The following is a 14,685-nucleotide window of genomic DNA, read 5'->3' as shown; positions in this document are numbered from 1 at the left end:
AAGCCTGGCCGCTTACCGGCCCGCTTTTAATTTCTGGTAATACTCTTCATAGATGCGGCTTGCGTCACCGACATCGTTTTGCCACTCGCCTTTACTGATGGTTTGCGCATCCGGATAGAGCGATTTGTCGTTCGCGACGGCCGGGCTGAGCAGCTTACGCGCAGCGAGGTTCGGGGTGGGATAACCAATGGTCTCCGCAACCTGTTTCGCGACGTCCGGGCGCAGCAGGAAGTTAATCAGCTTCAGGGCACCGTCAACGTTCTTCGCGTTTGCAGGAATAGAGAGGCTATCCATCCAGAAGATCCCGCCTTCTTTCGGCCACACTACCTCCAGCGGCGTACCGGCCTGACGGGCAACATACGCGGAGCCGTTCCACACCATACCCAGATTCACTTCGCCTTCCATATACGGGTTTGCCGGGTTATCAGAGTTAAATGCCGCCACGTTAGGCATCAGCTTTTTCAGCTCGTTATAGGCCGCTTCAATCTCTTTCGGGTCCGTCGTATTGCCTGAGTAGCCGAGCTTACGCAGCGCCACCTGGAACACTTCGCGCGCGTCGTCGGTTAACAGCAGGCTGCCTTTGTATTCCGGTTTCCACAGATCGGCCCAGCTTGTAACGGTTTTCGGATCGATAGCCTCGCTGTTGACACCAATGGCGGTTGCGCCCCAGATGTAAGGAATGGAGTAGTCATTATTCGGGTCAAACGGCTTATTGAGCATCTCCGGATCGAGATTGTTGAAGTGAGTGAGCTTCGTTTTATCGATCTTCTGAATCATGCCCTCTTTGCGCATTTTATCGACGAAGTAGGTCGACGGGACGACCAGATCGTACGCGCCTTCTTTATAAGTTTTGAGCTTGGCGTACATGGTTTCATTCGACTCATAGGTAGAATAGATAACTTTGATGCCCGTCTCTTTCGTGAACTGCTCCAGCAGGCCAGGTGGCACATACTCGGTCCAGTTATAGAAATAGAGCGTTTTGCTGTCATCAGCGTGCGCGGCACCCATTCCGAGCACCAGTGCCGCAGCGGCAAGCATTTTTTTCATTTCATTGTCCCCTGAGATTTTGTTTTATCACGAGCAATAACCTGGCTGGCAATCACCAGCACCAGCGAGAACACTAAGAGTATGGTCGCCAGCGCGTTCACCTCGGGCGAGACGCCGACTTTCACCATTGAATAGATCTTCAATGGCAGAATTTCATAACTCGGGCCGGTGACGAAGGAGGAGACCACCACATCGTCCATTGACAGGGTAAAACTCAGCAGCCATCCGGCAGCAACGGCGGGCATCGCCAGCGGCAGGATGATTTTGCGCAGGATCGTCATCTCACTGGCACCCAGATCTTTTGCGGCTTCCAGCATGCGCACGTCAAACCCTTTCAGGCGTGCGAAGACGGTGACCACCACAAACGGCAGGCAGAAAGTGATGTGGGAGAACAGCAGTGACCAGAAGCCCAACTGGACGCCCAGCAGCATAAACAGCACCAGCAGCGAAATCGCCATGACGATATCCGGCGACATCATCACCACAAACAGCATCCCGCTGACGAACGGTTTACCCCGGAAGCGATAGCGGTAGAGCGCCACGGCGGTAAGCGAACCAATCAGCGTGGCGAAGGTGGCGGAGAAAATCGCCATCGTCAGGGAGTGCTGAGCAGCCTGCAGCAGGCTGTCGTTGTTCATCAGCAGGCTGTACCAGCTGGTAGTGAAACCTTGCCAGTTGATGCCGAAACGCGAGCTGTTAAACGAGTTCACGATCAAAATAATGATCGGAATATAAAGATAGGCATAGATGGCGGTCATAAAACCGCCGCGAAGCAGTCGACCAATCATTCGAGTTCCACCTTTTTATTCAGTAATCGTGAAGCACGCCAGTAGATCAACAGCATCAGGCCCATCACCACCGTGAGCGTAATGCTGGTAGCGGAACCGAACGGCCAGTCGCGAATGTTCAGGAACTGGCTCTTAATCACGTTGCCGATAAGCAGGTTTTTCGCGCCGCCCATCAGGTCGGACACGTAGAACAAGCCCATTGCCGGCAGCATTACCAGCAGACAACCTGCAATGATGCCAGGCATGGTCAACGGAATGATAATCCGGATAAAGGTCTGCAGTTTGCTGGCGCCCAGGTCTCTCGCAGCTTCCAGCAGCGGTTTATCCAGCTTCTCAATGCTGGAGTAGAGCGGCATCACCATAAAGGGCAGCAGGATGTAGACCAGACCCACAATGACCGCACCCGGCGTAAACATGATGCGCACTGGCGTATCAATCACGCCCAGCCACAACAGGAACTCGTTCAGATAGCCTTTGGTGCTGAGGAAAATTTTCAGCCCGTAGATGCGGATCAGGGAGTTGGTCCAGAAAGGCACGATCAGCAAAAAGAGCAGCAGTGGACGCACTTTTTGCGGCAGACGTGCCAGAAACCATGCAAAGGGATAACCCAGCACCAGGCAGGCAACGGTGGCGATCAGCGCCATATTAAGCGAGTGCAACAGCACGTCAAAATAGAGCGGATCGAGCAGACGCGAGTAGTTGTCCAGCGTAAAGACCAGCTTTACGAAGTCAGTATCGTCGCGGGTCAGGAAGCTGGTGACGATGATCATCAGGTTGGGTAAGAAGACAAACAACACAAGCCAACCGACGATAGTAGCAATCACCACATTCTGGAATTTACTTGTGTTCTTCATCAGCCAGTACAACCTCCCAGCTTTCTACCCAGTTGATAACCATTTTCTGGTCGAGGGAGTGGTCGAAATCAGGGTCGTCCTCATTAAAGAACTCGCTGACCATCACCATCTTACCGTTTTCCAGTTCGACGACAGACTCCAGCGTCATCCCTTTATAGTTGCGCTCCCGGATATAGCCAATCAGGCCCTCGGCATCAGTATTGCCGTGGATCTCTTCAACGCGCAGATCCTCAGGGCGCAGCAGGACGTTGAGCTTTTGCCCTTTTTCGACGGCGAAATTCACGGTGATATTGCACTCGCGGCCTTCTACGTTGGCCCGCACGCGCTGTTCGTCCAGGCGTTCAATCACCGTGGCGTTGAAAATGTTGATCTCCCCAATGAAGCTGGCCACGAACAGGTTTTTCGGCTCCTCATAGATTTCACGTGGCGTGCCGTCCTGCTCGATTTTGCCGTCACGCATCACCACGATACGGTCCGACATGGTGAGTGCCTCTTCCTGATCGTGGGTAACGAAGACAAAGGTAATGCCGAGCTTGCGCTGCAGGGCTTTAAGCTCGTTCTGCATCTGCTTGCGCAGTTTATAGTCCAGCGCGGAAAGTGACTCATCCAGCAGGAGCAGACGCGGTTTATTGACCACAGCGCGGGCGATAGCAACGCGCTGCTGCTGGCCGCCGGAAAGCTGGTGTGGCTTACGCTGGGCAAATTCTTCCAGTTGCACCATGCGCAGCGCGTCGGTAACGCGAGCAGGGATCTCGCTGGCCGGCGTTTTTTGCATCCGCAGGCCAAATGCGACGTTCTCGAACACGGTCATGTGCGGAAACAGGGCATAGCTCTGAAAGACGGTATTCACGTGCCGCTCTTCGGCGGGGACCTGGGTGATATCCTGGTTTTCAAGGTGGATGTGACCGCTATCGACGTTTTCCAGTCCGGCGATAAGGCGCAGTACGGTTGTCTTGCCGCAGCCAGAGGGGCCAAGCAGCGTGAGGAACTCACCGTCATTGATGGTCAGGTTGAGCCCGGAAATAACATCTTTACCATCAAAACTTTTACGAATTCGTTCCAGTTGCACCAGCGGTGAACGTGAACGGGATTGTGTATTCAATTTTTGCGCTGTCCCATATAGACGCTCCGGGATGCAGACCGAAGCGGGGTTTGTGTGTAACCACCTTGGTGACTCGTAATGAGGGCGGACATTCTACGGCAAACCACTGTAATCGCCAATCCTTGTCACTGATTCATAAGCTACATTTACTAACGGATACGATATAAACGGAAAATATTCTCGTTTGCGGGATAAAAGTGACCTGACGCAATATTTGCCTTTTGATGCTTATTGATAATGTTGTCACAAAAAGTGAGGGTGACTGCATGGATAAATTACTTGAGCGTTTTTTACAGTACGTTTCGCTGGATACCCAATCTAAACCGGGTGTCCGCCAGGTGCCAAGCACCGAAGGCCAGTGGAAGTTATTAAACCTGCTCAAAGAGCAGCTCGACGCCATGGGGCTGGTTAACGTCACGTTAAGCGAGAAAGGCACTGTGATGGGAACGCTGCCTGCGAATATCTCCGGTGATATCCCGGCGATTGGCTTTATCTCCCATGTCGACACCTCTCCGGATTTTAGCGGTAAACATGTGAACCCACAGATTGTTGAAAACTACCGCGGCGGCGACATTGCGCTGGGGATTGGTGACGAAGTACTGTCGCCGGTGATGTTCCCGGTGCTGCACCAGCTGCTCGGTCAGACGCTCATCACCACCGACGGCAAAACGCTGCTGGGTGCCGATGACAAAGCGGGGATTGCCGAGATCATGACGGCGCTGGCGGTGCTGAAAGAGAAAAATATCCCGCACGGGGATATCCGTGTCGCCTTTACGCCGGATGAAGAGGTCGGCAAGGGGGCAAAACACTTCGACGTAGATGCCTTTAACGCAAAGTGGGCCTATACCGTCGACGGTGGCGGCGTAGGGGAACTGGAGTTCGAGAATTTCAACGCCGCGTCCGTGACAATCAAAATCGTCGGAAACAACGTTCATCCTGGCTCTGCCAAAGGGGTCATGGTGAATGCGTTGTCGCTGGCGTCGCGTATTCATGCGGAAGTTCCGCCAGAAGAGAGCCCGGAACAGACCGACGGTTATGAAGGTTTTTATCACCTGACCAGCATTAAAGGCACCGTAGACAGTGCGCAGATGCACTACATCATTCGCGACTTTGACCGTAAAGCATTTGAAGCGCGTAAACGTAAGATGATGGAGATAGCCAAAAAGGTCGGTAAGGGCCTGCATCCGGATTGCTATATCGAGCTGATTATTGAAGACAGCTACTACAATATGCGCGAGAAAGTGATGGCGCATCCGCATATCCTCGATATCGCGCAGCAGGCAATGCGTGACTGTGATATTGAACCGCTGTTAAAACCGATTCGTGGTGGCACAGACGGTTCGCAGCTGTCGTTCATGGGGCTGCCTTGCCCGAATCTGTTTACCGGTGGCTACAACTATCACGGCAAGCACGAGTTCGTGACGCTGGAAGGAATGGAAAAAGCGGTGAAGGTGATTGTGCGAATTGCGGAGCTGACCGCGGCGCGGTAATGACAAAAAAAAGGCCGGGTCAGGCGAAGCCGCCACCCGGCACGCTTTTCTTTACGGTTTAGTCCTCAAAGAACCAGTACCCGCTGTTCACCAGCGCGGCGAGCATCGCGAGGAAAGAGGGATCTTCCAGCGCATCGCCAAAGGTATCGGCCGTTAAGGTCAGGTGGCTGGCAATAGCCTCCAGCGCCGGACGGTGAGGGGAGTCCAGCTTCTCGCCGTTAACGAAAACATCTTCACCGATGCGCAGTACGCGCAACCCGCCCAGACGAACCAGTTTGTCGCCCTGTTGCAGTGCGTCATAAATCTCGTCGGCCTGGTATGGCGGCTCTGGCGGTGCCACATCCAGCTCATGGCGTGACTGGCTGATAAACTCACCAAACCACTGGCTGAAATGCGCCGGTTCATTGATCAAATCCAGCATCATGCCGCGAAGCTTGTCCAGTTCGGCTGGCACAATATCAGCCGGGTGCTCGCGCGCAGGCACATCCGGATCGCTGTAACGATGGCTGCCCAGTTCACGCTGCAGCACGTAGTCAGCAAAGCCGCTGATCATTTCGCGACCGCTTGGTGCGCGGAATCCGACGGAGTAGTTCAGCGAGTTTTCCAGCGAATACCCTTCGTGCGGGAACCCTGGTGGGATATAGAGAATATCACCCGGCTCCAGCTCTTCATCGATAATCCCTTCAAACGGATCGACCTGAAGCAGGTCCGGATGCGGGCAGTGCTGTTTCATCGGCACTTTGTCGCCCACGCGCCAGCGCCGGCGGCCTGTACCCTGAATGATAAACACGTCGTACTGGTCCAGATGCGGACCAATGCCCCCTCCTGGCACGGAGAAGGAGATCATCAGATCGTCCATTCGCCAGTCGGGCAGGGCGCGGAACGGACGCATTAACGCCGCAGTCGGTTCATGCCAGTGGTTAACCGCCTGAACCAGTAATGACCAGTTGTTTTCACCGAGGTGATCGTAGCTTTCGAAAGGACCGTGGCTGACCTGCCATTTCCCGTCCTGGTGGCTTACCAGGCGGCTGTCGACTTCACTCTCCATGGCAAGACCGGCCAGTTCGTCAGGGGAGAGAGGATCGACAAAATTGCTGAACCCGCGTTTAAGAACGACCGGGCGTTTCTGCCAGTAACGTTCAATAAATTCGGGCCAGTTAAGTGTTAAGTGATAATCCATATTTTTTTATTCCGCAGGCTCTTACTGACTCGGATTATAACGGAAGCACAGGAGCCTGGGTGCGAGATCCTCGCATTTTTCACATAACGGGTTAACTATCGTTCGATATGGGCTGCTGGCGACCGAAAATGACCTCCATTCTGGCGCCTCCGAGTAAACTGTCTTCGGTTTCAATTTTTCCGTCGTACTGGTCGACGATTTCGCGTGCCACCGCTAACCCAACCCCCTGGCCGGGGCGTAACGTATCCGCACGCTGACCGCGGTCGAATACCACATCACGTTTATTGCGTGGGATCCCCGGGCCATCATCCTCAACGATAATATGCAATTCGTTATCCGTCTGACGCGCGGAAACTTCCACGAATTCCAGGCAATATTTACAGGCGTTATCCAGCAAATTGCCCATCACTTCCATGAAATCATTTTTTTCACCAACAAAGCTGATTTCGGGAGAGATATCGAGGCTGATATTGACCCCTTTGCGCTGGTAAACCTTGTTGAGCGCGGAGGTGAGGTTATCCAGAAGCGGTGCCACAGGATGCAGTTCGCGGCTCAATAACGCGCTGCCGGAACGCATGCTGGCACGGTGCAGATAGTAACCAATTTGCTGAGAAATACGGCTGATCTGTTCCAGCATCACCGGCTCGGCGTCATCAACGCTCAGCTTTGAGCTGCGCATCGAACGCAGGGTACTTTGCATCACCGCCAGCGGCGTTTTCAGGCTATGCGTGAGGTCGGTGAGGGTGGTGCGATATTTATCATAGCGCTCACGTTCGCTTTTCAGCAGACGGTTGAGGTTACGCACCAGGCTTGTCAGCTCGCGGGTAGTCTCCGGGTTGAGCTTCTCACGATGATGTTCTTCCAGCTCGCGCACCTCTCTCGCCAGCGATTCGATGGGGCGTAAACTCCACCACGCGGCGAGCCACAGCAGCGGGATCACCAGCAGCAGATTCGCGGCCAGAACATAGACGAACCAGTTCCATACCATATAAGAACGTTTAAGTTCGACCGGGATGGTATCGACCACCACGATGGTTAACTGCGGCATGTTCATCGTGGCCGGGTAGAGGTTAATCGCCACGGAATGCGTCATTTCTGTTTCGGCATCGTCTGCGCGGATCTCATTCAGCTTTTGCTGCAGGGAGCGGTCCTCGCGCAGCAGCGAGCTGGTGGTGTTCAGATCGGCTTCAAGTTCGTGGAAACCATTGGTCTTAAGCCATTCCGGACGAATACTTTTAACCAGCCATGGAATATCGCGTTGTGCCCAAAGTAGTTTTCCCTTTTCGTTATAAATCAGGGCCAGCGTCGGGCTTTGCTGGTTAAGGTTTTCCGGCATTTCGACGGTGATCGTGTTGTTTTCCCATTTCGCCAGGGTATAAAACAGGTTGCTTTCACCACGCAACAGTCGAAAAGTTGTTTTATCAAAACTGACGCTGTAGCCCACCAGAGCCACCATGCCGTAGGAGAGGGATAACACCAGCACGACGGCGGCCGTTGCCAGTAAAAAGCGAACCCGCAGCGAGAGGGGCAGAATATGACGCAAGATCCCTTTCATTTAGCGTATTTCGAACAGATAACCCTGACCACGGACGGTCGTGATCACGTCCTGCGGGTACTCCGCCTGAATTTTCTTGCGCAGACGTCCCATCAACACATCAATCGTGTGGCTCTCACGCAGCTCGGCATCCGGATAAAGCTGAAGCATTAAGGAGTCTTTGCTCACCACTTTGCCGCTGTTGCGGATTAACGTTTCCATGATGGTGTATTCAAACGCGGTCAGCTTAATGACTTCATTATTGATCGAGAATTCACGACGGGAGAGATCAACCTGGAAAGGGGGAATCGAAATCACCTGGGAGGCCAGGCCGCTGTTGCGGCGTAGCAGTGCCTGCATGCGTGCCGCCACTTCTTCGATGTGAAACGGCTTGGTGACGTAATCATCCGCGCCCGCGCTGAGCACTTCAACCTTGTCCTGCCAGCCTTCACGTGCGGTCAACACCAGAACCGGAAGGGAGACATCATGGCTGCGCCAGCGACGAATCAACGACAAACCGTCTTCATCAGGCAATCCGAGGTCGACGATGGCGATGTCCGGCAGGTGCTCATTGAGATAATAATCGGCTTCTTTTGCATCTTCGGCATCGTCCACCTGATGTCCCATCTCCTGAAGCTGAACCTTCAGGTGATGGCGTAGCAATGCGTTATCCTCAACAACCAGTACGCGCATCATCTTTTCTCCCTATATGAATGGTATGAATAGTTTAACGCTGATTATGTTGTTGTGGGGATAAACATTAAGTAAACCGGGGAAAAGCAGCCCCCTTTCCAGGCGGAAAGGGGGAAGGGAGGTTACTTCAGCTCGTCAACCATGGTGATGGCACGGCCGATATAGTTTGCCGGGGTCATCGCTTTCAGGCGGGTTTTCTCGTCTTCTGGCAGTTCCAGACTGTCGATAAACTGTTTCATGCCTTCGGCGTCTACGCGTTTGCCGCGCGTCAGCTCTTTCAGTTTCTCGTACGGTTTTTCAATGCCATAACGACGCATGACGGTCTGAATGGGCTCTGCCAGCACTTCCCAGTTGTGATCCAGCTCGTCCAGCAGACGGTCGCGGTTCACTTCCAGTTTGCTTACACCTTTCAGGGTGGACTGATACGCGATTAGCGCGTAGCCGATACCCACGCCCAGGTTACGCAGCACGGTGGAGTCAGTCAGGTCGCGCTGCCAGCGGGAAACCGGCAGTTTGCTCGCCATGTGCTGCAGCACCGCATTCGCCAGACCCAGGTTGCCTTCGGAGTTTTCGAAGTCGATTGGGTTGACTTTGTGCGGCATGGTTGAGGAGCCAATTTCACCGGCGATGGTCTTCTGTTTGAAGTGGTTCAGCGCGATGTAACCCCACACGTCACGATCGAAATCGATCAGAATGGTGTTGAAGCGAGCGATGCAGTCAAACAGTTCCGCGATATAATCGTGCGGCTCAATCTGGGTGGTGTACGGGTTCCACTGAATGCCCAGAGAGGTCACGAACGCTTCGCTGAACTGATGCCAGTCCACTTCCGGGTAGGCGGCGATGTGGGCGTTGTAGTTACCTACCGCACCGTTGATTTTACCCAGAATTTCGACCTGTTCCAGCTGACGATACTGACGTTCCATACGGTACGCCACGTTTGCCATCTCTTTACCCATCGTGGAGGGAGTGGCCGGCTGACCGTGGGTACGGGACAGCAGCGGAATATCACGATATTCGACAGACAGTGCTTTTACCGCGTCGATGATTTTACGCCAGTAAGGCAGCACCACGTCTTTGCGCGCGGTGGAGAGCATCAGCGCATGAGACAGGTTGTTAATGTCTTCTGAGGTGCAGGCGAAGTGAATGAATTCAGACACGGCATGCAGCGCAGGCACGCTTGCCACTTTCTCTTTCAGGAAATACTCAACCGCTTTTACGTCATGGTTGGTGGTGCGCTCAATAGTTTTAATGCGCGCAGCATCTTCTTCGTTGAAGTCAGCAACGATTTTATCGAGGTAATCGTTTGCCTGGGCGTCAAAAGCAGGAACTTCCTTGATTGCTGCCTGGGCGGCCAGCTTTTGCAGCCAGCGTACTTCAACCTGAACACGGAACTTCAGCAAACCATATTCGCTGAAGATCCCGCGCAGCGCGCTGACTTTATCGCCGTAGCGTCCATCTACAGGGGATACGGCGGTCAGTGAGGATAATTCCATAATTCGCAACTCCGGGAGGTTAACAATGAGCAAGAATTTGTTTTGCCTGAGTCGTCAGGCGATTACGAGAAAACATTAACTGCAGGCGGCCACCGCCAACCTGATGCCACAGCACGGCGGCACGAATACCCGCCAGCAGGGAGGCGCGGACTTTTGCCTGAACCTGCGGGCTTTGCAGCACGGCAGGAGAGCCGGTGACCTGAATACGTGGGCCCAGCGGGCTGATGACGTCAACATAAATGCCGGCCATCGCACTGAGCAGCGTTTCGGACTGCAGATCAAAATGGTCGAGCTGGCGCTGCAGCCCGGCAATGCGGTCACCGAGCGTATCAAGCGCGCCTTTAGCCGCGCTGAGCTTACGCTCCAGCACCATCAGGCTTAACGTGTAGCGGGTCAGCTCCGCGTTCAACCCCTGACGGCTACTGGCGTTAAGCACGCCAAGCAAAGTTTCAAGACCGAGACGAAGATTGGTTTCACTCCCACCGAAGACACCCAGAGTCGAACCGGGGTTGAGGTCGATAACGCTGTTGAGTGAAACGTGCAGCGCGTCAGCATCGCAATGACCCTGATGCGCCAGCTGTTGCACCAGACGGGCAGACTGGCAAATTCCAGCCAGTGCCAGGGTGATGTCATAATAGTTCTTCGCCACACGTTCTCCTTTATGTGTGCAATCGTGTTAAACGGCCGGCAGCGGCAGGCGCTGTTCAATGATCCCGCCGCCCAGACAGATTTCGCCGCTGTAGAATACGGCGGACTGGCCTGGGGTGACCGCCGCAACCGGCTCGTCGAAACGCACATCAATGCGTTCATCATCCAGCGCGGTGACGGTACAAGGGATATCGGTCTGGCGATAGCGTGTTTTTACCGTGCAGCGCAGCGTACCCTTCAGCGGCTCACGATCGACCCAGTGCAGCTGTTGTGCGATGAGGCCGACGGACATCAGACGCGGATGGTCGTGACCCTGAGCAACAACCAGAATATTGTTTTCGACATCTTTATCTACGACATACCACGGATCTTCGCTGCCTTCTTTGGTGCCGCCAATACCCAGCCCTTTACGCTGGCCCAGCGTGTGGTACATCAGCCCCTGATGTTGACCAATCTCATCACCGTCGACGGTAACGATTTTGCCCGGCTGTGCCGGCAGGTAACGACCAAGGAAGTCGCGGAATTTACGCTCGCCGATAAAACAGATACCGGTAGAGTCTTTTTTCTTAGCAGTGATCAGATCCAGCTCTTCGGCGATTTTACGCACCTGCGGCTTTTCAAGCTCGCCTACCGGGAACAGGCTTTGCGCAATCTGTTCGTGGCTGAGTGTATAAAGGAAGTAGCTTTGATCTTTGTTGCCATCCAGACCGCGCAGCAGCTGACTTTTGCCATTCACATCGGCACGACGCACGTAGTGCCCGGTCGCAATATAGTCTGCGCCCAGATCTTCTGCGGCGAATTCCAGGAAGGCTTTAAATTTGATTTCTTTGTTGCACAGAATGTCCGGGTTCGGGGTACGACCGGCTTTGTACTCTTCCAGGAAAAGCTCGAAGACGTTGTCCCAGTATTCTGCGGCAAAGTTAACGGTGTGCAGTTCAATGCCCAGCTTATCGCACACCGCCTGCGCATCGGCGAGATCCGCAGCAGCAGTGCAATATTCCTCGCCATCATCTTCCTCCCAGTTCTTCATGAACAGGCCCTCCACCTTATAGCCCTGTTGTTGCAACAGGTAGGCGGAAACGGAGGAATCGACACCGCCGGACATGCCGACGATCACTTTTTTCTGGCTGTTATCTGACATGGAATACTCACGACATTGAACTTCAAGGCGGCGTATTCTATCACGCCCCCCCACCATTGGCACCCTCTGTAAACGGCCAGTTAAATTCTCCAATCACCTCAAGCGGCAGGCGACCAGCAGACTGCCAGCAGCGGATACTCTCGGCAACCAGCGGCGAGCGCAGGTTTGGCGCGTTCAGGATCTCTTCGGCAGTGACCCACAGGCAGCGATCGATATCATCGTCCTGCGGCTCTGTGGCGCACGTTTCGCTAAGCTCGACGGCAAATAAAAAGCGCAGGAACGGAGTGTGATCAGGGGCAATCCACTGGTGCATACGGATGAAGTGCTGCGGCTCCGCGTGGATACCGGTCTCTTCCCACAGTTCGCGTTTGGCGGCCTGCAGTAAGGTTTCATTGGCTTCAAGGTGCCCGGCTGGCTGGTTCCAGAGCGCCTTGCCGTTAATACTCTCTTCTACGACCAAAAACTTACCTTGCGCGTGAACCACGCAGGCGACCGTGACATGCGGTTTAAACATAGTGACTCCTTAAGGGGTAACGTCCCGCCATTCACCGTTTGCCAGTGAATCCAGGGTGTAGTTGCCCATGGCGTAGCGAATAAGTCGCAGGGTAGGGAAGCCCACGTGTGCGGTCATCCGACGCACCTGGCGATTACGGCCTTCATAAAGGGTGATCTTGAGCCAGCTCGTCGGGATGGATTTGCGCTCGCGGATCGGCGGCGTGCGTGGCCACAGCCATTCCGGCTCGCTGACGAGCTCAATACCTGCAGGCAAGGTAGGACCATCGTTTAACGTCACGCCGCGGCGTAATGTCGCCAGCGTCTCTTCATCCGGTTCACCTTCAACCTGGACGAAGTAAATCTTTCCCGTGCGTTTGCCCGGCTGAGTGAGCCTGGCCTGTAAGGCACCATCGTTGGTTAAGACCAGAAGTCCTTCGCTATCCCGGTCCAGACGGCCGGCGGCGTAGACGCCCTGAACAGGAATGTAATCCTTCAGCGTGCTGCGTCCGGCTTCGTCAGTAAACTGCGGCAAAACATCGTAGGGTTTATTGAACAAAATAACCCGCTTTGGCTGGGATTCTTGTGGTCTTCTGGCGGCTTGTCGTGAGCTGAATCGCTCAACCCGGTGTTTTGTAAAAGAAGTTTTCTTCATGGTATTTTCAGACGTTATCAATTGCCGCATTATAGCCTATTAACGAAGACCTTTCATGGCGTCGGACAATCAGGTACTATCGAAGGGCTCATTACAATTTATTAACATAAGATCAGTAACAACCAGAAGCGCTCGAAGGAGAGGTTAATGGAAAGCAAAGTAGTTGTTCCGGCGGAAGGTAAAAAGATCACCCTGCAAAACGGCAAGATTAACGTTCCTCACAATCCGATTATCCCGTTCATCGAAGGTGACGGTATCGGTGTAGACGTTACCCCGGCAATGCTGAAAGTGGTTGATGCCGCTGTTGAGAAAGCCTACAAAGGCGAGCGTAAAATTTCCTGGATGGAAATTTACACCGGTGAAAAATCTACTCAAGTTTATGGCCAGGACGTTTGGCTGCCAGCTGAAACGCTGGACCTGATCCGCGACTACCGCGTTGCTATTAAAGGCCCTCTGACAACTCCAGTCGGTGGCGGTATTCGTTCCCTGAACGTTGCGCTGCGTCAGGAGCTGGACCTGTACGTGTGTCTGCGTCCGGTTCGTTACTATCAGGGCACCCCAAGCCCGGTTAAGCACCCTGAACTGACCGACATGGTTATCTTCCGCGAAAACTCAGAAGACATCTACGCGGGCATCGAGTGGAAAGCGGACTCTGCTGACGCAGAGAAAGTGATTAAATTCCTGCGCGAAGAGATGGGCGTGAAGAAAATTCGCTTCCCTGAGCATTGCGGTATCGGTATCAAGCCTTGCTCCGAAGAAGGGACTAAACGTCTGGTGCGTGCGGCCATTGAATACGCGATCACCAACGACCGTGACTCTGTGACGCTGGTTCACAAAGGCAACATCATGAAGTTCACCGAAGGCGCATTCAAAGACTGGGGCTACCAGCTGGCGATGGAAGAGTTCGGTGGTGAGCTGATTGACGGTGGTCCATGGCAGAAGATCAAGAACCCGAACACCGGCAAAGAGATCATCATTAAAGATGTGATCGCCGATGCGTTCCTGCAGCAGATCCTGCTGCGTCCTGCTGAATATGACGTTATCGCCTGTATGAACCTGAACGGTGACTACATCTCCGACGCCCTGGCGGCGCAGGTTGGTGGTATTGGTATCGCCCCTGGTGCGAACATCGGTGACGAGTGCGCACTGTTCGAAGCGACCCACGGTACGGCACCAAAATATGCCGGCCAGGATAAAGTGAATCCAGGTTCTATCATCCTGTCTGCAGAAATGATGCTCCGTCATATGGAATGGTTCGAAGCGGCAGACCTGATCGTTAAAGGTATGGAAGGCGCGATTAACGCCAAAACCGTAACGTACGATTTCGAACGTTTGATGGAAGGCGCTAAGCTGCTGAAATGCTCAGAGTTTGGCGACGCGATTATCGCGAACATGTAATCCACTTGCTGGGTTAAACAAGAACGGGAGCCGATGGGTTCCCGTTTTTTATTATTCGACTTCGTACGGTTATCAAAACCCCTCCCTTCAATAGCATTTACCGTCCACGCTTTACCGGGCCATCATGCGCTTTCGTCGTCTGATTCGGCGATGTATGCCCCAAAATTTCT

14 protein-coding genes are annotated in these 14,685 nt (G+C 53.8%); 2 read left to right on the top strand and 12 right to left on the bottom strand.

Annotated elements, in window-relative coordinates:
* Positions 1–12: 12 nt before the first annotated feature.
* The 4 genes from potD to potA are packed head-to-tail and all read right to left on the bottom strand — an operon-like array spanning position 13 to position 3,824.
* Positions 13–1,047, bottom strand: a complete 1,035-nt coding sequence (gene potD / locus AAIR21_RS05480) for a spermidine/putrescine ABC transporter substrate-binding protein PotD (RefSeq protein WP_014169602.1) — start codon at positions 1,045–1,047, stop codon at positions 13–15.
* Positions 1,044–1,835: a spermidine/putrescine ABC transporter permease PotC gene (gene potC, locus AAIR21_RS05475; protein ID WP_183516447.1), complete on the bottom strand. Its 792-nt coding sequence runs from the start codon at positions 1,833–1,835 to the stop codon at positions 1,044–1,046. The genes potD and potC overlap by 4 nt, the downstream gene beginning before the upstream one ends.
* Positions 1,832–2,689 (bottom strand): spermidine/putrescine ABC transporter permease PotB, encoded by an 858-nt coding sequence (gene potB / locus AAIR21_RS05470; RefSeq protein ID WP_047744360.1) that lies wholly within the window; start codon positions 2,687–2,689, stop codon positions 1,832–1,834. Before potB ends, potC begins: the two co-directional genes overlap by 4 nt.
* Positions 2,673–3,824, bottom strand: coding sequence for a spermidine/putrescine ABC transporter ATP-binding protein PotA (gene potA, locus AAIR21_RS05465; protein WP_171032980.1), 1,152 nt, complete (start codon positions 3,822–3,824; stop codon positions 2,673–2,675). Before potA ends, potB begins: the two co-directional genes overlap by 17 nt.
* A 233-nt stretch (positions 3,825–4,057) precedes the next feature.
* Between potA and pepT the strand changes: the two genes are divergently transcribed.
* Positions 4,058–5,281, top strand: a complete 1,224-nt coding sequence (pepT, locus tag AAIR21_RS05460) for a peptidase T (protein WP_183516446.1) — start codon at positions 4,058–4,060, stop codon at positions 5,279–5,281.
* A gap of 58 nt (positions 5,282–5,339) precedes the next feature.
* On the opposite strand, the gene AAIR21_RS05455 is transcribed toward pepT, so the two are convergent.
* From AAIR21_RS05455 to rluE, 8 genes are all read right to left on the bottom strand, one after another.
* Positions 5,340–6,461 (bottom strand): JmjC domain-containing protein, encoded by a 1,122-nt coding sequence (locus AAIR21_RS05455; protein ID WP_434680218.1) that lies wholly within the window; start codon positions 6,459–6,461, stop codon positions 5,340–5,342.
* Positions 6,462–6,552: 91 nt separating this feature from the next.
* Entirely contained in the window at positions 6,553–8,016 is a 1,464-nt protein-coding gene (gene phoQ / locus AAIR21_RS05450; protein WP_020884647.1) for a two-component system sensor histidine kinase PhoQ, read from the bottom strand.
* Complete coding sequence (gene phoP, locus AAIR21_RS05445; protein WP_032670531.1) at positions 8,017–8,688, bottom strand: two-component system response regulator PhoP; 672 nt, start codon at positions 8,686–8,688, stop codon at positions 8,017–8,019.
* Positions 8,689–8,810: 122 nt separating this feature from the next.
* Entirely contained in the window at positions 8,811–10,181 is a 1,371-nt protein-coding gene (gene purB / locus AAIR21_RS05440) for an adenylosuccinate lyase (protein WP_020884458.1), read from the bottom strand.
* Between the two features lie 19 nt (positions 10,182–10,200).
* Positions 10,201–10,830, bottom strand: a complete 630-nt coding sequence (gene hflD / locus AAIR21_RS05435) for a high frequency lysogenization protein HflD (protein WP_014169611.1) — start codon at positions 10,828–10,830, stop codon at positions 10,201–10,203.
* Between the two features lie 27 nt (positions 10,831–10,857).
* A complete protein-coding gene (gene mnmA, locus AAIR21_RS05430) occupies positions 10,858–11,970 on the bottom strand; it encodes a tRNA 2-thiouridine(34) synthase MnmA (protein ID WP_032670452.1) in 1,113 nt (370 codons plus the stop codon).
* A gap of 40 nt (positions 11,971–12,010) precedes the next feature.
* A complete protein-coding gene (locus AAIR21_RS05425; protein ID WP_020884456.1) occupies positions 12,011–12,484 on the bottom strand; it encodes an NUDIX hydrolase in 474 nt (157 codons plus the stop codon).
* 9 nt (positions 12,485–12,493) lie between these two features.
* Positions 12,494–13,147, bottom strand: a complete 654-nt coding sequence (gene rluE / locus AAIR21_RS05420) for a 23S rRNA pseudouridine(2457) synthase RluE (protein WP_032681233.1) — start codon at positions 13,145–13,147, stop codon at positions 12,494–12,496.
* 117 nt (positions 13,148–13,264) lie between these two features.
* Between rluE and icd the strand changes: the two genes are divergently transcribed.
* Positions 13,265–14,515: an NADP-dependent isocitrate dehydrogenase gene (gene icd, locus AAIR21_RS05415; protein ID WP_014169617.1), complete on the top strand. Its 1,251-nt coding sequence runs from the start codon at positions 13,265–13,267 to the stop codon at positions 14,513–14,515.
* Positions 14,516–14,685: the final 170 nt, after the last annotated feature.

Source organism: Enterobacter sp. PTB (genome assembly GCF_051130085.1).
Classification (GTDB): Bacteria; Pseudomonadota; Gammaproteobacteria; order Enterobacterales; family Enterobacteriaceae; genus Enterobacter; species Enterobacter ludwigii.
The sequence above is the reverse complement of the archived record's forward strand: the minus strand, read 5'-3'. Positions and strand labels throughout refer to the sequence as shown.